General features: G+C 42.3%; 26 protein-coding genes and 1 tRNA gene. 14 read left to right on the top strand and 13 right to left on the bottom strand.

Annotation, left to right across the window (positions count from 1 at the left end):
* Positions 1–60: 60 nt before the first annotated feature.
* From MHN81_RS15570 to MHN81_RS15590, 5 genes are all read right to left on the bottom strand, one after another.
* Positions 61–222, bottom strand: coding sequence for a hypothetical protein (locus MHN81_RS15570; protein WP_239426179.1), 162 nt, complete (start codon positions 220–222; stop codon positions 61–63).
* 255 nt (positions 223–477) lie between these two features.
* Positions 478–618 carry a hypothetical protein gene (locus tag MHN81_RS15575; RefSeq protein ID WP_239426180.1) on the bottom strand — a complete coding sequence of 47 codons (141 nt, stop codon included), beginning with the start codon at positions 616–618 and terminating at the stop codon, positions 478–480.
* An 805-nt stretch (positions 619–1423) separates the two neighbouring features.
* A complete protein-coding gene (locus MHN81_RS15580) occupies positions 1424–2608 on the bottom strand; it encodes a VWA domain-containing protein (RefSeq protein ID WP_023399446.1) in 1185 nt (394 codons plus the stop codon).
* Positions 2608–3441, bottom strand: coding sequence for a MoxR family ATPase (locus tag MHN81_RS15585; protein WP_023399447.1), 834 nt, complete (start codon positions 3439–3441; stop codon positions 2608–2610). Before MHN81_RS15585 ends, MHN81_RS15580 begins: the two co-directional genes overlap by 1 nt.
* Positions 3442–3506: 65 nt before the next feature.
* A complete protein-coding gene (locus tag MHN81_RS15590; RefSeq protein ID WP_023399448.1) occupies positions 3507–3728 on the bottom strand; it encodes a DUF1653 domain-containing protein in 222 nt (73 codons plus the stop codon).
* Positions 3729–3815: 87 nt separating this feature from the next.
* Here MHN81_RS15590 and MHN81_RS15595 point away from each other — a divergent pair, with 87 nt between their 5' ends.
* The 10 genes from MHN81_RS15595 to rpoS all read left to right on the top strand — a co-directional run bounded on the left by MHN81_RS15595 (position 3816) and on the right by rpoS (position 10916).
* Complete coding sequence (locus MHN81_RS15595) at positions 3816–4298, top strand: DUF2947 domain-containing protein (protein WP_239426181.1); 483 nt, start codon at positions 3816–3818, stop codon at positions 4296–4298.
* Between the two features lie 79 nt (positions 4299–4377).
* Positions 4378–5007, top strand: coding sequence for a hypothetical protein (locus tag MHN81_RS15600; protein WP_023399450.1), 630 nt, complete (start codon positions 4378–4380; stop codon positions 5005–5007).
* A gap of 53 nt (positions 5008–5060) precedes the next feature.
* Entirely contained in the window at positions 5061–5345 is a 285-nt protein-coding gene (gene ftsB, locus MHN81_RS15605) for a cell division protein FtsB (protein ID WP_023399451.1), read from the top strand.
* Positions 5338–6033 carry a 2-C-methyl-D-erythritol 4-phosphate cytidylyltransferase gene (ispD, locus tag MHN81_RS15610; protein ID WP_023399452.1) on the top strand — a complete coding sequence of 232 codons (696 nt, stop codon included), beginning with the start codon at positions 5338–5340 and terminating at the stop codon, positions 6031–6033. Before ftsB ends, ispD begins: the two co-directional genes overlap by 8 nt.
* 1 nt (position 6034) lies before the next feature.
* Positions 6035–6511, top strand: a complete 477-nt coding sequence (gene ispF / locus MHN81_RS15615) for a 2-C-methyl-D-erythritol 2,4-cyclodiphosphate synthase (protein WP_023399453.1) — start codon at positions 6035–6037, stop codon at positions 6509–6511.
* Positions 6512–6527: 16 nt separating this feature from the next.
* Positions 6528–7565, top strand: a complete 1038-nt coding sequence (locus MHN81_RS15620) for a tRNA pseudouridine(13) synthase TruD (protein WP_036976323.1) — start codon at positions 6528–6530, stop codon at positions 7563–7565.
* Complete coding sequence (gene surE / locus MHN81_RS15625; RefSeq protein ID WP_023399455.1) at positions 7562–8311, top strand: 5'/3'-nucleotidase SurE; 750 nt, start codon at positions 7562–7564, stop codon at positions 8309–8311. Before MHN81_RS15620 ends, surE begins: the two co-directional genes overlap by 4 nt.
* A gap of 5 nt (positions 8312–8316) precedes the next feature.
* Entirely contained in the window at positions 8317–8955 is a 639-nt protein-coding gene (locus MHN81_RS15630; RefSeq protein WP_023399456.1) for a protein-L-isoaspartate(D-aspartate) O-methyltransferase, read from the top strand.
* Between the two features lie 91 nt (positions 8956–9046).
* On the top strand, positions 9047–9880 hold the full coding sequence (locus MHN81_RS15635) for a peptidoglycan DD-metalloendopeptidase family protein (RefSeq protein WP_023399457.1): 834 nt from the start codon (positions 9047–9049) through the stop codon (positions 9878–9880).
* Between the two features lie 52 nt (positions 9881–9932).
* Positions 9933–10916: an RNA polymerase sigma factor RpoS gene (gene rpoS / locus MHN81_RS15640; protein WP_023399458.1), complete on the top strand. Its 984-nt coding sequence runs from the start codon at positions 9933–9935 to the stop codon at positions 10914–10916.
* Positions 10917–11089: 173 nt separating this feature from the next.
* On the opposite strand, the gene MHN81_RS15645 is transcribed toward rpoS, so the two are convergent.
* The 3 genes from MHN81_RS15645 to pepA all read right to left on the bottom strand — a co-directional run bounded on the left by MHN81_RS15645 (position 11090) and on the right by pepA (position 16099).
* Complete coding sequence (locus tag MHN81_RS15645) at positions 11090–13936, bottom strand: valine--tRNA ligase (RefSeq protein ID WP_239426182.1); 2847 nt, start codon at positions 13934–13936, stop codon at positions 11090–11092.
* Positions 13937–13959: 23 nt separating this feature from the next.
* Positions 13960–14406 (bottom strand): DNA polymerase III subunit chi, encoded by a 447-nt coding sequence (locus MHN81_RS15650; protein WP_036976329.1) that lies wholly within the window; start codon positions 14404–14406, stop codon positions 13960–13962.
* A 181-nt stretch (positions 14407–14587) separates the two neighbouring features.
* Positions 14588–16099, bottom strand: coding sequence for a leucyl aminopeptidase (gene pepA / locus MHN81_RS15655; protein ID WP_023399461.1), 1512 nt, complete (start codon positions 16097–16099; stop codon positions 14588–14590).
* A 195-nt stretch (positions 16100–16294) separates the two neighbouring features.
* Here pepA and lptF point away from each other — a divergent pair, with 195 nt between their 5' ends.
* Entirely contained in the window at positions 16295–17407 is a 1113-nt protein-coding gene (gene lptF / locus MHN81_RS15660; protein WP_239426183.1) for an LPS export ABC transporter permease LptF, read from the top strand.
* A complete protein-coding gene (lptG, locus tag MHN81_RS15665) occupies positions 17404–18471 on the top strand; it encodes an LPS export ABC transporter permease LptG (protein ID WP_023399463.1) in 1068 nt (355 codons plus the stop codon). Before lptF ends, lptG begins: the two co-directional genes overlap by 4 nt.
* Before the next feature lie 32 nt (positions 18472–18503).
* Here lptG and MHN81_RS15670 read toward each other — a convergent pair whose 3' ends face one another.
* A complete protein-coding gene (locus MHN81_RS15670) occupies positions 18504–19001 on the bottom strand; it encodes an RDD family protein (RefSeq protein WP_036976270.1) in 498 nt (165 codons plus the stop codon).
* A gap of 248 nt (positions 19002–19249) precedes the next feature.
* On the opposite strand from MHN81_RS15670, the gene MHN81_RS15675 reads away from it, so the two are divergent.
* Positions 19250–19334 (top strand) — tRNA-Leu (locus MHN81_RS15675).
* A 135-nt stretch (positions 19335–19469) separates the two neighbouring features.
* On the opposite strand, the gene MHN81_RS15680 is transcribed toward MHN81_RS15675, so the two are convergent.
* Positions 19470–19712 (bottom strand): hypothetical protein, encoded by a 243-nt coding sequence (locus tag MHN81_RS15680; RefSeq protein WP_023399465.1) that lies wholly within the window; start codon positions 19710–19712, stop codon positions 19470–19472.
* 187 nt (positions 19713–19899) lie between these two features.
* Between MHN81_RS15680 and MHN81_RS28260 the strand changes: the two genes are divergently transcribed.
* A complete protein-coding gene (locus tag MHN81_RS28260; RefSeq protein ID WP_239426184.1) occupies positions 19900–21708 on the top strand; it encodes a HAMP domain-containing sensor histidine kinase in 1809 nt (602 codons plus the stop codon).
* Here the strand turns inward: MHN81_RS28260 and MHN81_RS15690 are convergent.
* The 3 genes from MHN81_RS15690 to MHN81_RS15700 all read right to left on the bottom strand — a co-directional run bounded on the left by MHN81_RS15690 (position 21705) and on the right by MHN81_RS15700 (position 25403).
* Complete coding sequence (locus tag MHN81_RS15690; protein WP_023399468.1) at positions 21705–23534, bottom strand: DUF885 domain-containing protein; 1830 nt, start codon at positions 23532–23534, stop codon at positions 21705–21707. The two genes, MHN81_RS28260 and MHN81_RS15690, sit on opposite strands and share 4 nt — an antisense overlap.
* Positions 23535–23676: 142 nt before the next feature.
* Positions 23677–24813: a radical SAM family heme chaperone HemW gene (gene hemW, locus MHN81_RS15695; protein WP_239426185.1), complete on the bottom strand. Its 1137-nt coding sequence runs from the start codon at positions 24811–24813 to the stop codon at positions 23677–23679.
* A complete protein-coding gene (locus tag MHN81_RS15700) occupies positions 24810–25403 on the bottom strand; it encodes an XTP/dITP diphosphatase (RefSeq protein WP_023399470.1) in 594 nt (197 codons plus the stop codon). The genes hemW and MHN81_RS15700 overlap by 4 nt, the downstream gene beginning before the upstream one ends.

Raw genomic sequence — 25403 nt, forward strand, 5'->3', positions numbered from 1 at the left:
TCCTGAACTTGCTTCAGGAACCATGGTTTTTGATGTAGCTTGGTTTTAGAGGTGATAGCCTTAGCAATGGTCAAAATGGCTCATTTCACCTTGCGCAAAAGAAGCGTGCTCACTGCGTTCGCTGTCGGTAACCTTTTGCACGATGTCATCCTGAACTCGCTTCAGGAACCATGGTTTCTGATGTAGCTTGGTTTTAGAGGTGATTGCCTTAGCAATGGTCAAAACAGCTCACTTCACCTTGCGCAAACTGAACGTACTCGCTTCGCTCGCAGACGTTACATTTTGCACGTTATTCACCTTGCGAAAAAGAACCGTACTCACTGCGTTCGCTGTCGGTAACCTTTTGCACTTTAGACCCTGAATCAAGTTCAGGGGGACGAGGAGGGTGGGAACAATCGCGTTGTTTGCTACCGCCATCCTGAACTCGCTTCAGGATCCATGTTTTATGATACTAGCTAGGTGTTAGAGGTGATTGCCTTAGCAATGGTCAAAATGGCTCATTTCACCTTGCGCAAAGTAAACGTATTCGCTTCGCTCATTGTCATTAACACTTTGCACGATATTCACCTTGCGCAAACTGAACGCACTCACTTCGCTCGCAGACGTTACATTTTGCACGTTATTTATCTTATGTAAAAGAACCGTGCTCACTGCGCTCGCTGTCGGTAGCCTTTAGCACTTCAGTTCCTGAAATTAGTTCTGAATTACGAAGAGAGTTTTCAAAATTGAAGTTCATGATTGTTGTCCGCTCAGATCATTTTTATGGGAAAAGGAAGTTTATCGCGCAGACTCGGTTATGTTTTTCACAAACTTTTAAGTTAGGCTCTAATAAGAGTCGCCTCAACAATGATTATGTATTGAAACTTATGTAACTTATTGCTTATTTTATGTCTGAAAAGGTCAAGCATCGAATTTCAAATTGAACGAGATGCTCCAGAGGTTATTTTTCATATCGCCGAAAAGACTCGACTTAATAAGTTCGAAGGTTTTGAGGAAACCGATTGAATTCATGTCTAAATAAGACGTTTTAATTGTTTGATATAGAGGCCTTTGAATCATGCGGTTATGCGATATATCGGCTAACTTTAGCTTGTCTTAGATTATTGGGCAGTTCCGGCAGCAGATTGTTTAGCCGTGATTTTAAATACATTAAGTCTGTTTCACCTATGGAGGCATAACCACATTTCTAACGATAACAGTGTAACGAGATACTCTCTGTTCGGCATGTTTTACTGACGTTTTTAGGATTTTAAGCTTACGCCCTATTTCTTGTTCTCCTATTAATTCTTCTAATACCTCAACAAACTCATTTGTAATATAAAGGTGTATCAGCCATGGTCAAAAAATTTGTAGTCATCATCTCTTAGATTTAGCCCGGGCAATGGTATTGATACACGGGCCTTCTAATGGAAAAGGGTTGTTGTTATGTCAGTGCTTTTACGGCTTGAGCAATACCCTCCAGTGTTAGCGGGTACATTCTTTTCTCCATGAGCCCTTCAATTTGCTCAATAGATTGATAATAAGGCCAATAGTCTTTTGGCTGCGGGTTTAGCCAAGCGACTTTGTCGAAATGATCGGTTAGGCGTTGCAACCACACACTGCCTGGTTCTTGATTCCAATGCTCTACGCTCCCACCTGGGTAGGTAATTTCGTACGGGCCCATCGTCGCATCCCCAACAAATATTAAACGGTAATCTTTGCCGAATTTATGAATAAGTTGGTAGGTATCAAGCAGTGAGTCGTTTAATCGCTCATTGTCTTTCCAAACGTGCTCATATACGCAGTTATGAAAATAGAAAAACTCTAAGTGTTTAAACTCGCTGTGAGCTGCGCTAAAAAGCTGTTCACAAATTTGGATGTGATCGTCCATTGAGCCACCGATATCAAACAACATGAGTACGCTGATGGTATTGTGTCTCTGAGGCGCCATTTTAACATCTAACAGACCACCTTGTTTTGCTGTCGCCTCAATAGTGTTGTTAAGGTCAAGCTCCTCACTCTCATGACTGCGAGCAAACTTTCTCAGCTGTTTAATCGCTAGTTTCATATTTCGGCTACTGAGATCTGCATCTTTATCGAGGTTTTTGTATTGCCGTTTGTCCCACACCTTCACGGCTTGTCGATGGCGGCTTTCAGGTTGACCAATACGAACTCCTTCAGGGTTATATCCGTATGCCCCAAACGGAGATGTACCACCTGTGCCGATCCATTTGTTGCCGCCTGCGTGCCGTTTTTGCTGCTCTTCAAGGCGATTCTTAAGTGCTTCCATAAGCTTATCTAAACCACCTAATGCTTTGAGTTTTGCTTTTTCTTCAGCGCTAAGTTGTTTCTCGAATTCTTTTCTCAACCAGTCTGCGGGCAAGGCTTGTTGTTGAAGTGCACTGGCAGGGTCTACTTGCGCAACACCCTCAAAGTACTCAGCAAACGCACGGTCAAATTTATCAAACAAAGTTTCGTCTTTAACAAAGATCACTTTGCAGAGCGTATAAAAATCATCGACGTTACCAAAGCATAGCCCTTTTTCAAGTGCAGCTAGGCAATCCAATAGCTCTCTTAGGCTTGCCTTAATGCCGTGTCGTCTCAGAGTAAACAAGAACTCAATGAGCATTATCTTTTACTCATAAAAGCGAGCTTTTCAATTAAGGTGACATCTTGCTCATTTTTCAACAAAGCGCCAAATAAAGGCATAAGACCACCTTGGTGTGTCTTATCTTGCAGTGTTGCCGCGTCGATATCTTCGGCAAGGAGTAACTTTAACCAGTCTAATAACTCACTGGTACTGGGCTTTTTCTTAAGGCCTCTTATGTCTCTCAAATTGAAGAATACTTCCAGAGCTTGATTTAACAACGTTGCCTTTATGTCTGGAAAATGCACATCCACAATGGCTTTCATTTCTTCAGCTGATGGAAAGTCGATGTAGTGGAAGAAGCATCTGCGCAAAAACGCGTCTGGCAACTCTTTTTCATTATTTGACGTAATGATGACGATAGGTCGAATATTCGCTTTTACCTGTTGTTGTGTTTCATAAACATGAAACTCCATTTTATCGAGTTCGAGCAGGAGGTCGTTTGGAAATTCAATGTCGGCTTTGTCTATTTCATCTATGAGGAGAACGGGTCGTTTATTTGCCGAAAAGGCCTGCCACAATTTGCCCTTTATTATGTAGTTATTGACATCATGAACACGTTCATCGCCTAACTGGCTATCACGCAGACGCGAGACCGCATCATATTCATAAAGGCCTTGCTGAGCTTTGGTTGTAGACTTGATGTGCCATTGAATTAATTCTGTGTTTAAACTTTGTGCGAGCTCCTCTGCTAACAAGGTTTTGCCTGTACCTGGTTCACCTTTAATAAGCAGTGGTTTCTCCAAAAGAATGGCGGCATTAACCGCCTGCTGTAGTGCAGCTGTTGCTATATATGTACTTGTGCCTTTGAACATTATTTATTGTGGTCTGAGGAGATCATGATGTCAGTTTGCCACATATCTATTTTCACTATCAAATTTCATTCATCACGCACAAATTGAAATCTAGGCTGTGTTTTACCATCAACAATGACATCTTCAGTAAACATGTTTAGTGGTCTTGCCCAATGGTCATAGTTTCCATATAGAGTTTGATAGATCACAAGGGGTTCTTCGCTTTCACTATGGGTTGCAACAAACAATACTTGGTATTCTTTACCCTTGTAATGACGGTATATCCCTTTTTTAACTTGGTTAGGCATTGTTGAGTCCTTATATGACTGGGTATAATTGGTTTATTCAAAAGCGAGTGTGTATGCTCGTTTATCTATGAAGTAAGGTTTTAATACATGAATTATATTGCGCTTGGCGATTTCAAGAAAGCATGGGTTTTCAGACATAAGGACCTCCCGATTGAAGAGGAGGACTTGGCCCAAATTAAACCCATGACAGCACAGCGTGCGGCTGTTCTTTGGAGTACTATGGTTAGCCGAGAGCAAGATCACCCTGACTTTTTTACACCCACAGATTGGGCTGGTAAAGAAGATAACTGGGAAGAGGTCGTTGATTGGGAAGGGAAGTGGGAGGAAGGGGAACCACTATTACCTGCAGAGATCACAGAATATTTGCAGTGGGAAGACAATACAACCGTCTATTTTTGCCTGTCGAGGGAGCATGTTATTGAGACACAGTTTGGTGTGTTCAAACGCTGCTGGCAAAACTTCATGTTTTTAGTTGATGGTAGCTTATTACTCGGTAAAAAACGTGATGCAGCTGTACAGTTTTTAGAGTCCGGAGAGGCTAAGTTGGGGCAGCGACCTAAAGGAAATTAAATCGCCGCCTTGTTATTTTGCTGGATTGGCTGTATTTAGAAGTGATGCCATGATATAAAATCCTCATATAGGAGGGATTTTGGAAGAGTGTAACACTAGCAAGCAACAAACAACGATCTGGCAAGATGAAGCTTCACGGCTTGTCTTTGCAGAGCTTGTAAATGTGTTTTATACAAGAGAAATCAACACTCTGTCCAATGAGTCCGATCCGGGAAGGCTAAAAAGATTGCTTGCAAGCTTACCCTACTATGTAGAGCGAGCTGCAACGCACATTGTATTGGGTGAAGTACCATTGCAATTGGACAGCCATAATGGTTGTTGGGTTGCGACCCAGAAAAAAATACCTTCACAAGAACAAGCGGTGGTCCAACGGTATTATCAGCAGCATGCAGAAGTTGGACTTGTAGTTCCTGTGATGCTTACGGTTGAGCATGAAACACGACTCTGCATTGATATGATTGATCAAATAAAGCCTTCGCAAATTCACTGTAATCAGTTTGGATGGTTTGAGCTTGCAGGTCGGGGTGAACAGGATAAAAACTCCACTTTATTGAAGCCAAGTAAAGCTTTAATGACAGCAGCCTGTTGTGGTCACCGTTGGCAATATCATAAAATAGCAACTCCGAGATTACTTGGCCTAAGAGAGATGCTACTAGCTAGCAGCATTAATTGGCGCAATGTAACAAAAAAGAAAATAGTATCAAGTTAACATTCTCGCAATTGGCGACATGACTACAGCGTTTATATATTAAGGTATGTTTTATGCGTTTATTTCAATTAGCGCTGTTTTGCCTATGTGCTTACATTCAATATAAGCTATGGTTTGGTCATCATGGCTTACAAGACTATAGAAGAATAACTGAGACAGTAAGTACTCACCAACAGATGAACGCTGAACTACTCAAAAGAAATAAATTACTGAAAGCGGATATTGAGGATCTCAAGTTGGGCTTGGAAGGTGTTGAAGAACGCGCGCGCCATGAGTTGGGTATGATCAAACCTGATGAAACTTTTATCCGTGTATTACCAAAGAAACACTATGAATAAAGCAATATCATTAGCGGCAGTAGTCCCTGCGGCCGGTGTAGGTTCCAGAATGGGGCTAAGCCATCCAAAACAATATTTGAAAATCGGCGACAAGACCATTTTAGAGCATACATTAAGCAAGTTGTCGCAAGTTGAAATTATTAATCAAATATATGTTGCTGTTAGTGACGAAGATGGTTATTTCGAGAATTTAAACTTGGCTGATTTGAATGTTACTCGAGTATCTGGGGGGAAAGAGCGCGCAGATTCGGTGCTCAATGCCCTCAAATCAATGCAAAGCAACCCTCCTGAGTGGGTATTGGTGCATGATGCGGCCAGACCTCTTGTTGATGTTACTGATATCGACAACTTGCTTACTAGCTGCATTAAAGCGGGTGAAGGTGGCATATTAGCCTGTCGGGTTAAGGACACAATTAAAAAAGGTAACACGCACAGTGAATGCACGGTGCCAAGAGATCAACTATGGCAAGCCTTAACACCCCAATTATTTCCCTATCAGGCACTGTTGCAGTCGTTGGAAGGTGCACTGGAAGAAGGTGCGTTGATAACTGATGAAGCGTCAGCAATGGAAAGAGCAAATCAGCCAGTCCAGTTAGTTTCCGGTCGCTCCGACAATATAAAAATTACCACTCCAGAAGATCATGCGCTGGCATGTTTCTTAATGGAACAACAGCAAAAGAGTATTTAGTATGTTTAGAATTGGTCATGGCTTTGATGTACACAAATTTGGCGGCCAGGGGCCTCTGGTTATTTGTGGTGAAAAAATAGAATTTGAGCAGGGCTTTATAGCACACTCCGATGGCGATGTAGCAGTACATGCCCTGTGTGACGCGTTATTGGGAGCATTGGCCCTTGGTGATATCGGTAAACATTTTCCCGATACCGACAATGAGTTTGAAAATATCGATAGCCGTATTCTGTTACGCAGAGTGATTGAGCAAGTGGCGGCTAAAGGTTATAAAGTAGGGAATTTGGATGTAACAATTGTTGCTCAGGCGCCAAAAATGCGACCGCATATTGATGCTATGAGAGCCAATTTAGCATCAGATTGTCAAATCGAATTAGAACAAGTCAATGTCAAGGCAACCACTACTGAAAAACTAGGCTTTGAGGGTCGCAAAGAAGGCATTTCGAGCCACGCCGTTGTATTACTTTTTAAGGTGTAGATAAGTGCTTGATGTTATTGCTTCTTTGAACTACCTCTACGGTAAGCCGCAAGCTCAAGGTGACTTCAAACAAAATCCAGAAGATTTTGTCGTAGAAGAAGTACTTGATATAGAGTTTACAGGAGAGGGCGAGCACGTGTGCTTGCAAGTTATAAAACGCGGTGAAAATACAGCTTACCTAGCTAAGCAAATCGCTAAGTTTGCAGGCGTTGCGCCACGGGATGTCAGTTATGCTGGGCTAAAAGATCGTCACGGTGTTTGCACACAGTGGTTTAGTGTTCCTGTGCCTATTAAAAAGCATATAGACTTTTCGCAGTTAAACTCCGATTCCATGGTGGTCATCAATCAAATACGACACAATCGGAAATTGAAGACGGGTTGCCACAAAGGTAACCAGTTCGTGATCACCTTACGAAACGTCACCAATCATTTAGACGTATTATCTCGCATCAATGCGGTTAGGCAAGGTGTGCCAAATTATTTTGCCGAGCAACGCTTTGGCCATGATGGTCATAATTTGACTATGGCTGAGCGCCTTTTTGCTGGTGAGCATATTAGAGATAAAAAACTGCGTGGTATTGTTATTTCCGCTGCTAGGTCATACATTTTTAATCAGATTGTCTCTAACAGAGTCAAAGAGCATGGCCTTGCTAAGACTTGGCATAGAGAAGTTTTCTTACTTTCTGGAAGCAATGCTTTTTTTGAAGACGATTTAAATGACGAGATCGTGGAGCGATTGAGCCAAGGCGATATTTTATTGTCTGCGCCGTTAGTTGGAAAAGGCGAAAAAGGGCTCACGGAGATTGAGCGAGTTTGGCTAGAAGAGTTTGCAGATTGGCATCAAGGCCTGGCGTCACTTGGCTTGAAAAATGAACGTCGGAGCTTGAGAGTCGTACCAAAAGATCTGCAAGTTAAAACAATCGATACCAAGACACTGCAATTGAGCTTTGAGTTACCAAAAGGGTGTTATGCTACATCGGTACTCAGGGAGCTTATCGAACACAAAGACGTAAGTTTGATTGAGAAGCCACAGAATGGAGAACTAGAAACGTGAAAATACTGCTGAGCAATGATGATGGCGTAAGTGCTAAAGGCATTGAGATGCTTTTCAGAGCATTAAGTGAACTTGCGGAAGTAACCGTAGTGGCACCTGATCGAAACTGCAGTGGTGCAAGTAATTCGCTGACTCTTTTGAATCCGTTACGAACAACGACATTAGACAATGGTTTTATTTCAGTGAATGGTACGCCAACAGATTGTGTTCACTTGGGTGTCAATCAGTTACTTAAAGATCCACCAGATCTTGTCGTAGCAGGTATTAACAATGGGGCAAACTTAGGAGACGACACCTTGTATTCAGGAACTGTTGCCGCTGCCGCCGAAGGGCGACACTTAGGTTTACCTGCGATTGCTGTATCCCTTTGCTCAAAACAGGAAGCCCACTACGAAACAGCAGCAGCTGTGACCCTGAAGATTATTAAAGCACTGGATAGTCACCCTTTACCCAAGGATCAAATCATTAATATCAACGTACCAGATATTCCTTTGTCTGAACTGAAAGGGTTTAAAGTGACGCGTTTAGGCTCACGACACAAGGCTGATACAATGACTAAACAAAGAGATCCGTGGAACCGAGATATTTATTGGTATGGAACACTTGGAACTGAAAGTGATGCCGGTGAGGGGACTGATTTTCATGCTGTTAAACAAGGGTATGCAGCGATAACACCTTTGACGGTCGATATGACGGCACATGAGAGTCTTGAACGCCTAGCAACTTGGCTGTCTTCTCAGGAGTAACTGTTTTGCTGAATAACTATCAACGCAGTGCCAGTAAGCTCATTGAAAGCTTGAGATCGCAAGGTATACAAGATGAAGCGGTTTTAAACATCATGGCCAATACTCCTAGGCATATATTTATCGACGATGTGCTAAAGCATAAATCGTACGAAAATACAGCACTACCGATAGGGCAAGGGCAGACTATTTCTCAGCCCTACATAGTAGCAAAAATGACGGAAGTATTACGTCAACTCGGTATCCAAGATAAAATTCTCGAAGTTGGGACTGGATCTGGCTATCAAACGGCGATTCTTGCACAGCTGTTTGACACTGTGTGCAGTATAGAGAGAATTAAAGCGTTACAGTGGCAGGCGAAAAGACGCCTTCATCAGCTAGATTTGTACAATGTTTCTATGAAACATGGGGACGGCTGGCAGGGGTGGGAGTCTAAGGCGCCTTTCAGCGGTATTATTGTTACTGCGGCTGCAGCGGTCGTTCCTGAGCCTCTGCTAGCACAACTTGCAGATGGCGGTGCGATGGTTATTCCGCTGGGAGTTGAAGAACAAGTGCTAACCTTATTTACGAAGCAAGAAGGTCAAATAACGCGTCAGGCAATCGCTCCAGTTAGGTTTGTTCCGCTTGTTGCTGGACCGATTACGTAAATAAATGAGGAAAATTATTGGTAACCCTGATAAATTGATTTTTATTAGTACTTTTAAGTACACATGCATGTAAATAATGGAATTTAATGGGATGTGGGTGAGACGTTCGAACTTTTTAATAGTAGGTCTACTTTGTAGTTCACTCGTAGCTTGTTCATCTGTTCATACGCCTGCACCAGTAGTCAACCTGAGTAAAGGTAAGACCACATCGTCAAAAAAAATTCATATCAAAAATAATCGCTATAAGGTGAAAAAAGGTGATACATTATTTTCCATTGCATTTAGTGCAAATAAAGATGTTAGATCAGTTGCCAAAATCAACAAAATTAAGCCTCCCTACACCATTTATCCTGGTCAAACTATTTTACTAACCTATCCTAAAAAATCTAACAAAACGGCTAAAAAACCACCGCAAAAAACCAAAAAATATACAACTAATAAACCTTTAAATAACAAACCCTCAAAAAAAGAGCTTGATCCCCCTAAGCAACGAGAGTATGTTCAAAGTCAAGCCAGTAAAAAAACCAATGACACCAATGCTTTGTTGAATAAAAAGGTACGGTGGAATTGGCCCGCAGTAGGTAAAGTGACAAGACGCTTTTCTATTAAAGAAAATGGCTACAAGGGAATACAGATCACAAACAAAACAGGGACATCGATAAAAGCTGCGGCAAGTGGCATTGTTGTTTATGCAGGGAGTGCATTACGAGGTTATGGCAATTTAATTATCTTGAAACACACAGATGATTATCTTAGTGCCTATGCCCACAATTCCAAATTGCTAGTAAGAGAACAGCAGCAGGTTAAAGTGGGGCAGAAGATTGCCGAAATGGGGAGTTCGGATGCAAGCTCGGTAGCTTTGAGGTTTGAAGTAAGGTACAGAGGAAAATCCGTAGACCCAATAAGGTATCTGCCTAAAAAATAGCGTATCGACGTATTGATGGAACACTATCACTTATTCGCTTGGGAGGATGCTTATGGCTCAAACAGCAAAACAGAAAAGTAAAGTGAACCCGGAATTAGACGATAAGTTTGACGGGGATAATGAAGATGGTCCAAATGAAGAACTTTTGGAAGATATCGATAGTGAAGAAGAGATATTTGCCAAAGATGATTCAGTTAAGAACTTAGATGCAACTCAGCTATATCTCGGAGAGATTGGTTTTTCACCGCTGCTTAGTGCTGAAGAAGAAGTATATTTTGCGAGAAAGGCCCTTAAGGGCTGTGAAGCTTCTCGTAAGAGAATGATTGAAAGTAACTTAAGATTGGTTGTGAAGATTGCTCGTCGTTACAACAACCGCGGTCTTGCATTGCTTGACTTAATTGAAGAAGGTAATTTAGGCCTGATAAGAGCTGTGGAAAAATTTGATCCTGAAAGGGGTTTTAGATTTTCTACCTACGCGACTTGGTGGATTAGACAAACCATTGAACGCGCGATCATGAACCAAACCCGCACTATTCGCCTACCAATTCATGTTGTCAAAGAATTGAACGTATATTTGAGAACAGCAAGAGAGCTTACTCAAAAGCTTGACCACGAACCAACAGCTGAAGAGATAGCTGAGTGCCTTGACAGACCCGTTGAGGATGTCAGTAAAATGCTGCGCTTAAATGAAAAAATCACGTCCGTGGATACGCCAATTGGCGGTGATAATGATAAGGCACTTTTAGATATTATCGCGGATGAAAGGGGCTATGAACCTGAAAGTGAAGTGCAGAATAAAGATATTAATCGACATATTGTTGATTGGCTTGGGGAGCTTAATCCAAAGCAGCGTGAAGTGCTTGCTCGTCGTTTTGGTTTATTGGGCTATGAACCATCAACGCTTGAAGACGTTGGCCGGGAAATTGGCTTAACTCGTGAGCGGGTAAGACAGATCCAAGTGGAAGCATTGCGTCGGCTTAAAGATATTTTGCAACATGAAGGGCTAAGTACAGATAGCCTGTTTGAGCAATTGTAATATTAGATACCATTATTAAAAATTTGATTTAAAAATACACAACAACGTAAAGACCACGTCTCTGTGTGCTTAATATTGGGTATTAATTGCAATTCGTAAAACTTACTTGTGAAGTTTGATAATAAAAAACCACGCTAGATAGCGTGGTTTTTTATTGAACTTATAAACAAAATTTAAAGAGTTTCAATCTTTGTCTTTTGCTCAAGTAGTTTTGCTTTTGCATCACTAAACTCAGCGAGTTTTGCTTTTTCTTTTTCAAGTACTGCGGCAGGTGCATTGTTAACAAACTTCTCGTTTGCTAATTTTTTCTCTACTTGTGATAAGCCTTTTTCTGCTTTTTCAAGCTGCTTGGCAATACGAGCTAATTCAGCTTCCACGTCAATCAGACCCGCCATTGGGATCATAATTTCTAGATCACCAATAAACGCGGTTGCTGATGCTGGCGCATCATCTTTGCTTGCTAGTACAGTAAACTCTTCTAACTTTGCCAGTGAACTCAAGAATGCTTGGTTTTCATCTAGACGACGCTGATCTTGTTCGCTTACATTTGCTAATAGCACACTTAGAGGCTTGTTTGGACTGATGTCCATTTCACCGCGGATATTACGGATAGCAAGGATAAACTGTTTAACCCATTCAAGGTCGGCCATAGCCTGCTCATCAACGGTATTGGCATCAAATTCAGGGAATGCTTGAAGCATAATTGTATTGGCTTCAATACCTGCCAGTGGGGCAACACGTTTCCAGATTGTTTCTGTAATGTATGGCATTAATGGGTGCATTAAGCGCAGTAGGCCTTCCAATACGGTGATCAAAGTGTGACGAGTGCCACGCTGTTGCTCTTCATTGCCTTTGAATAGTACCGGTTTTGTTAGCTCTAGATACCAGTCACAGAACTGGTTCCAAGTGAACTCATAAATAGTAGTAGAAGCCAAATCGAAACGGTAATTATCCAGGTGTTCAGTAAAAGTTTGAACAGTATTTTGGAATTGACCTAGGATCCAACGATCTGCTAGCGAGTATTGCTTAGGTGCATCATTAAAACCACAATCCTGCTCTTCGGTATTCATCAGTACATAGCGGCTTGCATTCCACAACTTATTACAGAAATTGCGGTAGCCTTCTAAACGGTTCATATCCCAGTTGATATCTCGACCAGTAGACGCCATTGCAGCAAGCGTAAAACGTAATGCATCTGTACCATGCGCTTCTATACCATCAACAAAGGTTTTACGTGTATTTTTCTCGATCTTCTTCGCTAATTGAGGTTGCATCATGTTACCAGTGCGTTTGGTAACCAAGCTTTCAAGATCAATACCGTCAATCATATCAAGAGGATCTAGTACGTTACCTTTTGACTTTGACATTTTATCGCCGTTCTCATCACGGATAAGGCCAGTAACGTAAACAGTTTTGAATGGTACTTGTGGCGTACCGTCGTCATTCTTCACGAAGTGCATAGTCATCATGATCATGCGGGCAACCCAGAAGAAAATGATGTCAAAACCAGTTACTAGTACGTCAGATGGATGGAAGACTTTAAGGTCTTCGGTATTTTCTGGCCAGCCCTGCGTTGAGAATGTCCAAAGGGCAGAGGAGAACCAAGTATCCAATACATCGTCGTCCTGAGATAGGGTAACGTCATCAGCTAGGTTATTTTCTTTGCGTACTTCGGCTTCATCACGGCCTACGTATACATTACCCTCTGCATCGTACCAAGCAGGGATCCTGTGACCCCACCAAAGTTGGCGAGATATACACCAATCTTGAATGTCACGCATCCAAGAGAAGTACATGTTTTCATACTGTTTAGGTACAAATTGAATATCACCGTCTTCAACGGCTTTAATTGCAGGCTCTGCAAGTGGCGCAACACGAACATACCACTGGTCAGTTAATAGTGGCTCAATAACGACACCTGAACGGTCGCCATAAGGCACTGTTAAACTGTGATCGTCAATTTTTTCTAATAGACCTGCTTGCTCAAACTCTTCGATGATCAGCTTTCTTGCATCGAAACGGTCTAGGCCGTGGAAACGTTCAGGAATTGGCGCATCTAGAGAAAGCTCTTTGCCATCAAAAGTATAGCTTTCGCCCTGTGCAAGGACTGCTGCATCTTTATTGAAGACGTTGATCATTGGAAGCTGGTGGCGCTTGCCAACTTCGTTGTCGTTAAAGTCGTGTGCTGGCGTGATCTTTACACAACCAGTGCCTTTTTCCATATCTGCATGCTCATCTGCAACAATTGGAATGCGGCGATTAACGATAGGCAATAAAATCTCTTTGCCAATTAAGTCTTGATAGCGTTCATCTTCAGGGTTAACTGCGACACCTGTATCGCCTAGCATGGTTTCTGGTCGTGTGGTTGCTACGATAATGTAGTCTTTGCCATCTTTCGTTTTTATACCATCAGCTAGCGGGTAGCGAAGATTCCACATGTGACCTTGTTTGTCTTTATTTTCGACTTCAAGGTCAGAAATCGCTGTATGTAGTTTTGGATCCCAGTTAACAAGGCGCTTTCCGCGGTAAATTAGGTCTTCTTTGTATAATCGAACAAAAACTTCTTTAACTGCTTCAGACAAGCCTTCATCCATGGTGAAACGCTCACGTTCCCAATCCACAGAAGCACCCAAACGACGCAACTGTTTAGTGATGGTGCCGCCAGACTCATTTTTCCATTTCCAGATACGATCTATAAATTCTTCACGGCCAAGGTCATGCCTTGTTTTACCTTCTTCAGCTGCCAGTTTACGCTCAACAACCATTTGCGTTGCAATACCAGCGTGATCGGTACCCACTTGCCATAAAGTATTTTTCCCCTTCATACGCTGATAACGCGTTAAGGTGTCCATTATGGTATCTTGGAACGCATGGCCCATGTGTAGGCTACCCGTGACGTTTGGCGGCGGGATCATGATTGAGTATGCGTCGCCTTCCCCTGAAGGCTTAAAGTAGCCGTTTTCTTCCCAGTCTTGGTATAAAGACTGTTCAATATCTTGTGGGTTATAGGTTTTATCCATTACACAGAACCTTTAAAAATACTTTAGTTATCAATTTCTTTTGTTGAAATATTTGCGCCAATGGTGCGCAGCTGTTTGAACCTTTCCCGGGCAGCCTGTTTGGCCATCGGCTCGACAGGGACAAAGTCGTATACTTGCTCAAATCGTCGGATAAAATCCGGGATATGTGTGGCAAGATTAATGAGTATCGCACGTCGCCCTACAGGGGGCATCTGGCCAATTTCTACAGGAGCGCCACCTTTAGGGCCTTCTCCTTGTAGGTTGTGTGGTACGAAACTATCAGCGTCGAACTGCCACAAATGTTCGTCAATTGCATGGGCGTCTTCTACCGTATCTACGTAAATGAAAACACGTTGCCCTGCACGGTACAGTTTTGCAGCACTTCGCGCTGCAAGATCAAAATGAGCCGGGATTTGCGTACTAGGCTCTTGATCATGCTTTAACACCAAAAAGTGTGCGTTGATTGACATGGCATGTGACTTATCTTCAGTACTGATTGAGATACACAGAGTAAAAATACTTTGTGTCTGATCAGCGTTCAAAATAAAGCCGCATTCTGACACAGAATACGGCTCCCATCAATCTACAGTAGACTTTGAAGTGAGTTATTTAACACAGCTTCAAAAATCTATACATATTTGCATAAGGTGTTTAATCTTGCAGCCCTTCGGTCAAATTTGCTCGATTAAGTAAATATTGCATGAGCATTGGTACAGGTCGTCCAGTTGCGCCTTTATTAGCGCCACTTCTCCAAGCAGTACCTGCTACATCAATATGTGCCCAATTGTACTTTTTGGTGAACTTCGATAAGAAGCAAGCTGCTGTGATGGTGCCAGCAGGGCGTCCACCTAAATTGGTGAAATCTGCAAATGGGCTTTTCAGTTGCTCTTGATAGTCATCCCACAGAGGCAGTTGCCATGCCCTATCACCACTTTGCTCAGATGCTTTTAATAAATCATGTGCAAGTGGGTTATGATTCGATAACAACCCTGATGCATGATGACCAAGTGCGATAATGCAGGCTCCAGTCAGAGTTGCGACATCAACGACAGTATCTGGTTCGAACGCTTCAACGTATGTTAATGCATCACATAATACTAAGCGGCCCTCAGCATCGGTGTTTAGAACTTCTACCGTTTGTCCAGACATGGTGGTGAGAATATCGCCAGGTCGGTATGCTCGGCTGCTAGGCATATTTTCACAGCCAGCTAATACACCGATCACGTTAAGAGGTAGCTGCATTTCAACAACCGCACGCATTAAGCCTAACACGCCCGCTGCGCCGCCCATATCGTACTTCATTTCATCCATGCCTTCGCCTGGTTTGATCGAAATACCACCTGAGTCGAAAGTTAGACCCTTACCAACAAAGACAATTGGAGCTTGTTTATCTGAAGCGCCGTTGTAGTGGATCACTGACATGACAGACTCGTTGTCACTGCCTCTTCCCACTGCTAAGTATGAGTGCATACCCAGCTCTTCCATTTCTTTTTCGCCAACTAAATTGACCTTAACATTGTCAAACTCTTTGGCTAGTAACTCCGCTTGCTCACCTAAGTAGCGAGGATTACAAATATTAGGCGGCATGTTGGCAACGTCTTTACACAGTTTAGCACCTGCGGCAATTGCTAAGCCGTGTTCAATGGCGTTTTCGCCAATTGTTAACTCTCTGCGAGTAGGGACATTGAAGACGATTTTACGCAGTGGTCGTCTTGCTTCGCTCTTTTTACTCTTTAGTTGATTAAAGGTGTATAAGCAGTCTTGTGTGGTTTCAACTGCTTGTCTTACCTTCCAATATGTATCTCGACCTTTAACATGTTGCTCAGTTAAAAAGCATACAGCTTCCATCGAGCCGGTCTCATTTAAGGTATTGATGGTTTTTGAAATAATTTGTTTGTACTGCTTGTCGTCGAGCTCTCGCTCTTTACCACAACCAACTAATAAAACGCGTTCACTCAATACATTTGGTACATGGTGTAACAACAGTACTTGCCCTGGTTTACCTTCTAGGTCACCACGGCGCAATAAATTGGAAATATAGCCTTCGCTGATTTTATCCAGCTGCTCACCAACCGGCGATAAACGTCGTGGCTCATACACCCCAACAACAATACAAGCACTGCGTTGCTTTTCTGGACTACCACTTTTAACGCTGAATTCCATTGCGACTCCTAAGTCTAAGTTATGCCATTTCAAACTTTAAATGCCACATTACATCAAGTTAACTAAGTTACTTTAGTGCTGCTGCACTAGTAGGATATTTGATTTTGATGGCATATAATAAAGTGACTAAAATAACCAGTTTACTCAAAATTTCCTACTATTCCAGTGAAATGAGACGTTTTATAGGGGCGAACATTGCTAATTTTTCGATATTTGACTGCTGAAGTTTTAAAATCGCAGGTCGCCGTTTTCCTTACTCTAATGACGATTTTTCTCTCGCAAAAATTTGTCAAAATTTTAGCCGAAGCTTCAGGTGGAGGAATACCAGGAAAACTCGTGTTGTCATTTTTAGCGCTTAATTTACCCAAATTAGCCGTATATATTCTGCCACTCAGTGTATTTTTGGGCATTATTTTGGCGTATAGCCGTATTTATGCTGACAGTGAAATGACTGTACTAAAAGCCTGCGGTGTCAGTGAGTGGTATGTTGTTCGTGTAACACTCATCTCGAGTTTTTTTGTCGCATTAATTGCGGGGGCTGTGAGCTTGCATATAGCGCCTTGGGCTGGGGAAAAGCAAAACCAACTGAGAGAGCAAGCCAATGCAGAGTCCGGGTTAACTCAATTGCGAGCAGGGCGGTTTCAGCAAACAGGTAATGAGAAAGCTGTTGTATTTATTCACAATACCAGTGAGCAAGGCTCTGTGTTAAATAAGGTGTTTGTGGCGCAATTGCCAGAAAAAGAATCGAATAATGCGGCGCGGATCGTCTATGCACAACAAGGTGAAGTGGCAGAAGGTGAGTCCGGAGAGCAGCAGCTGATTTTGAAAGATGGCAAGCGCTATGAAACCGATGGATTTAGTCAAGCGTTGAACAAAACCGAATTCGGCAGTTATCAAGTTCAGATCCAAGAGCAAGAAATTGAACGTCGAAGACGAGAGTTAGAAGACTTACCTTCAAGTAGGTTGTTAGAATTAAATACGCCCGAAGCTGCTGCACAATTTCAATTGCGGATCGCAACACCTATCTCAATCATTCTTTTAACACTGCTAGCAGTGCCTTTGAGCGTGGTTAACCCTAGGCAGGGAAAATTTGCAAAACTGGTTCCCGCAATAGGTATATATTTGGGGTATTTTATTTTGCTCAATGCCGGTAAATATCTTGTGGCTGAAGGTAAAATTCCGCCTTCTGTTGGATTGTGGTGGATCCACTTATCGGTGTTATTTATAGGGGCTTATCTGATAGTGAAAGGGCGACCTTTTGGCGTGTGGCTGAGATCTATCCTTAAAAATAAGGAGGCAGCGGCATGATGAAAATGCTTGATTGGTATTTGGGCCGTAGTATTTTACAAACTACCAGTTTTGCTTTACTGGTGTTTGTGGGGATCAATACCTTAATCAAATTTATTGAACAGCTGCGCTCTGTGGGACGCGGCACTTATGAAGTATCGGATGCATTACTATTCACGTTATACAGTGTGCCAAGCGATATTGTGGTGTTTTTTCCGATGGCAGCCTTGATCGGCGGATTAACAGGATTGGGTGCTTTGGCCTCCAGCAGTGAGTTAGTGGTTATGCAAGCCGCTGGTATGTCGAGATTGCAAATCATAGGCTCTGTTATGAAAACCGCTATTATTTTGGCGATATGCATGATGGCACTTGGCGAATGGGGAGCTCCTGAGGCGGAGCGCACAGCCAAACAGCTACGTAATCAAGCTATATACGGCGGAGATGTCTACGATGCACAAAAAGGGCTGTGGGCCAAAGATGGCAATAATTTTATCAATATTGCGAATGTTGAAAAGTCAGGTGAACTGACAGACATCAATATATATCACTTTGAGGATGATCTAACCTTAGGCCAAATTACAAGGGCGCAATCAGCGATGACTACCGAGCAAGGTTGGGAGCTCAAAGCAGTAGAAGAGATCCATATCACTGAGCAGCAAGTGAGTACCTATTATGCACAATCAAAGGTCTATGACTCGCAGCTCACAATAGACAGGTTAGGGGTATCTTCATTTGAACCTGAGTCTTTGTCATTCAGCGGACTCGTATCTTATCTAAATTATCTGGAACAAAACGAGCAAGATACCAGTAATTATGAGCTGGCTTTATGGCGTAAGGTGATGCAACCAGTCACGATAGCTGTCATGTTGCTAGTTGCGCTGTCTTTTATTTTTGGTCCTCTACGTTCAGTAAGTATGGGGGCGAGGATTATTATGGGTGTAGTCACGGGCCTAACCTTCCATCTTAGCAATGAAGTGTTTGGCCCCATTGTCATGGTATATCAGATCCCACCTTTAGTTGGTGCAGTAATGCCGAGTATCATTTTTACTTTGCTAGCGATGTACTTTTTACAAAGAAGACAATAAAAAAGGCGCCTTCGGCGCCTTTTTTACGATAGTTAATCTAAGCTATCGTACACTTTTTTATTCTCTTCTTTGCTGAGCAACAATACTTCGCTGCCACTCAACATATCTTGAAGAGCTCGTTTGTGTTTCCGGTCTATTAATACGAGTAAATTTCCTAACCCCAATAGGGCAGCTAAACTGCGCGCAATGGCTTGAGGCCAAGTGAGTAATTGGCCTTCGGTGCTCTGGACTTTTAAGCGCCATGCTCGCATTCCGATTGTCTGTCCACTTTTAGTCCAAAAGTAAGCAAAAAAGGCAACAGAGACCAATACCAACAACACTGTACGGCTGTAGTATAGCGTAGGTGTTGCTTGAATGAGAGCGGAGACATCCTCATGGCCTTCAAGGGTGTACCAGCCCATAGAAAGCATACCTTGTACCAAGCCTAAGAAAACAATTGTCGTGAGCATCGCAAAGGCTACGACGACTAATGCATCGTATATTAATGATGCAACCCTTCTAATAAAACCTGCGCGGGGAAATGATGACATGTAAAAACCCATATAAAACGATATGACAATATTCTACACACAATATAGGCGCTTATTTATCAAACCTCGATATTTTATGATTTTGGTCAAATACTCAGCACTTGAACACATTAATTAAAAAAACTGCTTGCGGGGCTGTCACATATTTGTATAATGCAGGGCATAGAGACGAGGGCAAATAAAAAAAGCCTAAGCTCAAAGTGGTTTTTCTTTATCTTCTCGAAGTTAGAAGATTAAAGAAAAATGATGCCAGTGTGATGGAATTGGTAGACATGACGGATTCAAAATCCGTTGCCTTCGGGCGTGGCGGTTCAAGTCCGCCCACTGGTACCACTTTTTATAGCCCCAGAATGATTTCTGGGGCTTTTTTATTTCTGCTTTTATCCTACTTTCTGATTTCTTGTGCGAATAGCACCCGGTTTCTATTTTCAGACAAACGAATTCTAATCTGCGGCGTATGTAGAGGTATTACTTGTGGAGTTTTGCTGGGGCCTTATACACGTTAAGTAGGTAGCTTTTCTCTTTTGGTGAGAGTTTTAATCCTTCCAATATTTCCATATCTATATTGACGGGTTCGTCATGTTTTATCATATAAATAATAGAGTCAGCTAGGCGCACTTTATTGCGAGTCGACATTTGAATATAGACAATGTAAATCGCGGCTAGCACAATTGGTATTAATAAAACGAATATTGTAATGAAAATTTCCATTTTGACTCTCACTGATTGAATTCAATAGGGATGATGACAATAGTTGGCATAAAATAGTTCATAAAAAGTGCTTTATACCTTTATTCGCGGGGTTATGAATCAAAACTAACTATCCGCAGAGGGGATACCATAATACTTATCTTCGACTAGACTTTAGTTGGGGCAAAATACATTATTGGGTAACTTTGTGCAGTTAAAGCAGTCACTTTTACTTTTTAAAACAGCCGCAGTGGGCTCTGCGATTGTGATTATGGTTGCAAGCTGGTTTTTGTACGTTCAGCTACAGCAAACCCGAACTCTGAATGATCACCTTTTTCAACTTCAGACTCAGATACAGCGTCTACTGGATCAGGAAGAACGGTTTTTGATAGAACGTCAGCGTGAGAGTCTTGCATCGATTGAAGATGATAGAGCATCCTATCGCAAGAGTTATAGCCAATTGTTAAATATGCTGGTGGCTCAACAGCGGGATCTTACTTTACTCTTTAAACTAGACGAGGAAGTTAAGCGCTTTGCGCTCAAGTATGAGCAGCTAGCATCTATGCAGGCATTGTTGGGTTATGACAAAGAAGAGGGGGTCTATGGCAACTTTCGGCGTCAAGCTCATGCTCTGCAAGATATTGCTAGACAAACCCAGCATCCCCAGTTAGAGATTTTGCTATTGGAGCTGCGACGCAGAGAGAAAGATTTTTTACTTAGGCTCGAACCAAACTATTTGCTCATCCATCAAGATTTATTAAGCAGAACAGAGCTGCTGATATCTGCGCAGTTTCCTAACAAATCACAGGAGCTACTCTCTATTCTTAATCAATACCAACACGGCTTTAATACTTATATCAGCGTACTACAGAAACAAGGGTTGGATCATAGCCAAGGTGTGAGATCGGAATTACATCAGTTGAAGATTTCTATTAGAAATCATTTTGAAGTGGTATCAAAGCAGCTTTTTAATGAAGCACTGAGTGAAAAGCAAAGCTTAATTTTGACCTGTTTAGTGATCATCGTTTCTATCAGTTGTTTCAGTTTATTGTTACTGTTTGTGCTTAACACCCGTATCTCAGAGCATATTATTTCAATAAGCCGCGTACTAAAAAATGTTGCTCAACACGAAGACTTCTCAATGAGGGTAAACATTGATGGTGAAGATGAAATCGCACAGATAGCGCATCATTTGGATAGTTTACTTGCGTTTATTGAGACTTTGCTTGATAGGCTTACGGCAGCACAGCAAAGATTGATCGAAGAGGCCAAAATGGCCAGTTTAGGCAATATGGTGAGTGGGTTTGCACATGAATTAAATACACCTCTTGGTGTCGCAATTACCAGTCAATCGCACTTAAAAGAACAAGTTGAAGTGCTTAAAAAAGACTTAGAATCTGGGCGGTTGCAAAAGCAAACTTTAACTAACCTGATCGCCGAAGCTGAGTCTGCGCTGTCTTTGTTGGAGAACAACTTACTGAGAACTGCGTCCTTGATTGATGATTTTAAAAAAGTTTCAGTTCAGCAAGAGTATGATGAAGTGCAGGAGTTTAGTCTCACTGCATTGGTGAGTGGGGTGTTAGATTGTTATCAACACGAACTAAAACAACCTGACTACCATATCGAAGTAGAAATACCTGAGCAATTAATGTTAAACAGCTATCCAAACGTGTTTGTGCAAGTATTAACTTACAGCTTCAACAACTGTATTCAGCATGCAAAACAAGAAGGTAAGTTGCTAAATATCGTCATTTCGGCGTTGGTCGTCAATAATTATATTCACTTGTATATCAAAGATGACGGTAAAGGAATAGATAAAGAACTGTTGCCTGTTATTTTTGAGCCTTTTATCACAACACAGAGAAGTCAAGGTGGCATCGGGCTCGGCTTGAGCATTATCTATAACTTAGTAACACAGAAGCTAGGTGGGGAAGTAAAAATACAAAGCCCCGCACATGGCGGGGCTTGTTTACATATCATTCTAGCGAATACGGCGTTTCGCTTAGACGCGGATTAGCTTTGTTTGCTAGCAACCCACTGATCAACGAACTGCTCTAAAACATTTAGAGGAACAGGGCCGTTTTTAAGTACTACGTCGTGGAATTCACGAATATCAAACTTATCACCAAGCTCTTTCTTAGCCGCTTCGCGAAGCTCAACAATTTTGATCATACCAATTTTGTATGCTGTTGCTTGGCTTGGCATCACAATGTGGCGCTCTACCATCTTAACAGCATCTGATTTTGCATTAGGTGTGTTATTTACGTAGTAATCGATACCTTCTTGGCGTGTCCACTTCATTGCGTGGATACCAGTATCAACCACTAGACGACATGCACGCCAAAGCTCCATTGCTAGACGACCAAAGTCTGAATATGGGTCTTCGTATAAGCCCATTTCTTTAGGTACTAGCTCAGAGTATAGGCCCCAACCTTCTGTGTAAGCTGTGTAGCGACCAAACTTACGGAACTTCGGCATATTTTCAAGTTCTTGCGCGATGGCAATTTGCATGTGGTGGCCAGGTACACCTTCGTGATAGGCTAACGCTTCCATTTGGTAGGTTGGCATTGCTTCCATATCATAAAGGTTTGCATAGTAAATGCCCGGGCGAGAACCGTCTGGCGTTGGCTGCTGATAGAAAGCTTTACCAGCTGCTTTTTCGCGGAATGCTTCAACACGCTTAACTATCATGTCTGCTTTTGGCTTAACAATGAACAGCTCGTCTAAGCGAGACTTCATGTTGTCAATCATCGCCGTCGCATCAGCTAGATATTTTGCTTTGCCTTCTTCTGTATTTGGAAGATAAAACTGCTTATCGGTTCTCATGAACTCCATAAACGCTTTTAAGTCACCTTTGAAACCAACTTTGTCTTTGATTTCACGCATTTCGTCATGGATACGAGCAACTTCTTGCAAACCAATCTTATGAATTTCAGCGGCAGAAAGCTTGGTTGTTGTTGTACGCTCAAGCGCAACGTTGAAGAACTTTTCACCTTCAGGGAACTTCCAAACACCGTCGCGGTTGTCCGCACGTTTTTCCAACTTATTTAGATAGTTGATTAACTTGCTATAAGATGGTTTTACAGCAGATGTCAGGGCGTTGTTAGCCTCTGTGATAAGTGCGTCTTTTTCATTTTGTGCGATCTCTAACTTGGCAACTTTTCTCTTGAAGTCAGCCAAAAGTGTAGAGTCTGCACCTTTGGAGAAAGGTGCGCCCTTGATAATATTTTTGCTCGACTCAATAACATGAGGGAACACAAACTTAGGCGCTATGATGCCAGCTTCTGCACGTTTTTCTAGATCTTCGACTAGTTGGTCGAACACAGTTGTGACACCGTTAAGACGAGAGATATAGGCTTTTGCATCCTTAACGTCAGCAATTTGGTGTTGGTTAATCAAAAATGCCGGGATCATTGAATGTGTGCCAAACATTTGATTGACTGGGTAAGAGTAACGACGCCATTTAAAGTCTTCGATCTCTTCAACAAGACCCTGTTTAAACAAGTCGTAGCTTACCTGAGATTGAGGGTCTAGTTTACTGCGGTCAATGGCATTGATCGCCGCAAGATCTTGTTTAGTTAATTCAAGGTCTTCTAATTGACGTGCCTCTGAACCGTCGTCCCACTTGTCATAGTCTTTTTTAATACCCAAATAAGTTTGGTAAATAGGACTACGCATGACACTGCGATTAAATGACTCTTCGAACAGAGCATTTGCTTTTTCTACTTCACTTTGAACAACTTGTTGCACAGGAGCTACAGGCTTTGGTTGTTCAGCTGTTTGCTGGCAGCCTGCCAATAACGTCGCTGAAATTGCAGCAGCGATAATGGTAAGTTTACGCATGTTTTACCCTTCTTATTTTATATATTCAGATATATGAGCCCACAAGAGATTGCCTCTCTTAGTGTAGGTTATTATATGGCACGCAACAGCTAGCGACCAAATTCTTTGGTTGAATGCAAAGTTGCAATAAATGTACCCCAAATTAGACAAACAATTCTAACAGGTCATTAAGGTATCTGTGCCCTTTATTTGTTACAAACCATGAATCACCTAAGTCTTCCAACAAACCTAGTTTAATTGCTTGGTTTAGCTGCGTTTGTATATCGGCCTCTTGTAATCCCGTGTAGGCTTCAAAGTTAGCCTTTGGGGTTGCTTCTAACAGGCGAAACGTATTCATGAAAAACTCAAATGCTTGGTCTTCTAAATTGACTTGCCAGCTGTCGTATATGTACGGTTTGGTCAAGTCCATATACCCTCTAGGGTGCTTCACTTTGACGGTACGCAAAATTTGTTGCTGTTCGGGTTGTGTGATCTTGCCATGAGCGCCACAGCCTATGCCAAGGTAGTCACCAAAGCGCCAATAATTGAGATTATGTTTGCATTTAAAACCTGATTTTGAATAACCGGATATCTCATACTGCTGATATCCGTGCTGCGCCAGCAGCGCTTGTCCTGCTTCTTGTATTGCCCACAGGGTTTCGTCTTCAGGTAATTTAGGGGGCTTTGATGCAAATTGAGTATTTGGCTCAATGGTTAATTGATACCAAGAAATATGCGGAGGATTCAGCTCAATTACGCGTCTTAAATCGCTCAGAGCATCATCTAAAGACTGATTGGGTAGACCGTGCATCAAATCCATATTAAAGCTATTTAACCCTGCATCATGTGCTTCAGCGGCAGCATTGAGGGCTTCATGTTCACCATGTATGCGACCCAGTGCCTTAAGTTTATCGCTTTGTAAACTTTGCACACCAATTGAGATTCGATTTATGCCAGCCTGTACATAATGTTTAAAGCGATCACTCTCAACTGTGCCAGGATTGGCCTCTAAGGTAATTTCAATATCGTCTTCAAAGCCAATTAGAGCTTCTATTTGCTGTAAAAGGTCAACGTAAGCATCGCCAGAAAGCAAACTTGGTGTGCCGCCGCCGACAAATATACTATGCAGCTTTCTCCCTTGTACAAGGTGTAGGTCTGCTTTGAGGTCATCAATTAAATGACCAATGTATTCTTGCTCAGGAATGGTGCCTTTTTGACTATGGCTGTTGAAATCACAGTAAGGACATTTTTGCACGCACCAAGGTACGTGCACATATAAACTTAAAGAAGGAAGGTTCACTGGATGCTCTTAAAATGTGTCATGAGTTGTTGGAGTGCCTTTCCTCTGTGACTAACGGTATTCTTTTCTTCCTTACTCAATTCAGCCGCCATACGCTGTAGATTCTCGACCCAAAAAACAGGATCGTAACCAAAGCCGCCATCACCGTGCGGCTTTGCCGCAATTGCACCTTCCCAACTTGCTTGGCAAATAACGGGTGTAGGATCATTGGCATGTCGCATATAAACTAACACACACCAAAAGCGGGCGGTGCGGTTAGTTACACCTTCTAAATCAACCAGTAATTTATCGATGTTTTGCTGGTCGCTTGCACCGCTACCAGCGAAGCGCGCCGAGTATACGCCTGGTGCTCCATCGAGTGCATCAACTTCTAAGCCTGAGTCATCAGCAATGGCGGGTAGGCCTGTTTCTTTTGCTGCGTGTCGAGCCTTAATAATGGCATTTTCTACAAAAGTAGTGCCTGTTTCTTCCACATCAGAAACGTCAAATTGGCTCTGTGGCAAGACTTCAATTTGCAAGCTTTCAAGCATACCGCCTAACTCTCTGACCTTGCCTTGGTTTCCTGTGGCAAGCACGATTTGTTTTGTCAT

This window comes from Pseudoalteromonas sp. Of7M-16 (genome assembly GCF_022347805.1).
In the GTDB taxonomy this organism is placed as follows: domain Bacteria; phylum Pseudomonadota; class Gammaproteobacteria; order Enterobacterales; family Alteromonadaceae; genus Pseudoalteromonas; species Pseudoalteromonas luteoviolacea_F.

What these genes read in the sequence shown, in the direction of transcription:
- MHN81_RS15650 (WP_036976329.1), bottom strand. Translation starts at nt 14,406, where the DNA reads ATGTCAATCAACGCACACTTTTTGGTGTTAAAGCATGATCAAGAGCCT.
- MHN81_RS15595 (WP_239426181.1), top strand. Translation starts at nt 3,816, where the DNA reads ATGAATTATATTGCGCTTGGCGATTTCAAGAAAGCATGGGTTTTCAGA.
- ispD (WP_023399452.1), top strand. Translation starts at nt 5,338, where the DNA reads ATGAATAAAGCAATATCATTAGCGGCAGTAGTCCCTGCGGCCGGTGTA.
- MHN81_RS15645 (WP_239426182.1), bottom strand. Translation starts at nt 13,936, where the DNA reads ATGGATAAAACCTATAACCCACAAGATATTGAACAGTCTTTATACCAA.
- lptG (WP_023399463.1), top strand. Translation starts at nt 17,404, where the DNA reads ATGATGAAAATGCTTGATTGGTATTTGGGCCGTAGTATTTTACAAACT.
- MHN81_RS15590 (WP_023399448.1), bottom strand. Translation starts at nt 3,728, where the DNA reads ATGCCTAACCAAGTTAAAAAAGGGATATACCGTCATTACAAGGGTAAA.
- MHN81_RS15635 (WP_023399457.1), top strand. Translation starts at nt 9,047, where the DNA reads ATGTGGGTGAGACGTTCGAACTTTTTAATAGTAGGTCTACTTTGTAGT.
- pepA (WP_023399461.1), bottom strand. Translation starts at nt 16,099, where the DNA reads ATGGAATTCAGCGTTAAAAGTGGTAGTCCAGAAAAGCAACGCAGTGCT.
- MHN81_RS15690 (WP_023399468.1), bottom strand. Translation starts at nt 23,534, where the DNA reads ATGCGTAAACTTACCATTATCGCTGCTGCAATTTCAGCGACGTTATTG.
- ftsB (WP_023399451.1), top strand. Translation starts at nt 5,061, where the DNA reads ATGCGTTTATTTCAATTAGCGCTGTTTTGCCTATGTGCTTACATTCAA.
- rpoS (WP_023399458.1), top strand. Translation starts at nt 9,933, where the DNA reads ATGGCTCAAACAGCAAAACAGAAAAGTAAAGTGAACCCGGAATTAGAC.
- MHN81_RS15580 (WP_023399446.1), bottom strand. Translation starts at nt 2,608, where the DNA reads ATGCTCATTGAGTTCTTGTTTACTCTGAGACGACACGGCATTAAGGCA.
- MHN81_RS15585 (WP_023399447.1), bottom strand. Translation starts at nt 3,441, where the DNA reads ATGTTCAAAGGCACAAGTACATATATAGCAACAGCTGCACTACAGCAG.
- MHN81_RS15700 (WP_023399470.1), bottom strand. Translation starts at nt 25,403, where the DNA reads ATGACAAAACAAATCGTGCTTGCCACAGGAAACCAAGGCAAGGTCAGA.
- MHN81_RS15680 (WP_023399465.1), bottom strand. Translation starts at nt 19,712, where the DNA reads ATGGAAATTTTCATTACAATATTCGTTTTATTAATACCAATTGTGCTA.
- ispF (WP_023399453.1), top strand. Translation starts at nt 6,035, where the DNA reads ATGTTTAGAATTGGTCATGGCTTTGATGTACACAAATTTGGCGGCCAG.
- MHN81_RS15670 (WP_036976270.1), bottom strand. Translation starts at nt 19,001, where the DNA reads ATGTCATCATTTCCCCGCGCAGGTTTTATTAGAAGGGTTGCATCATTA.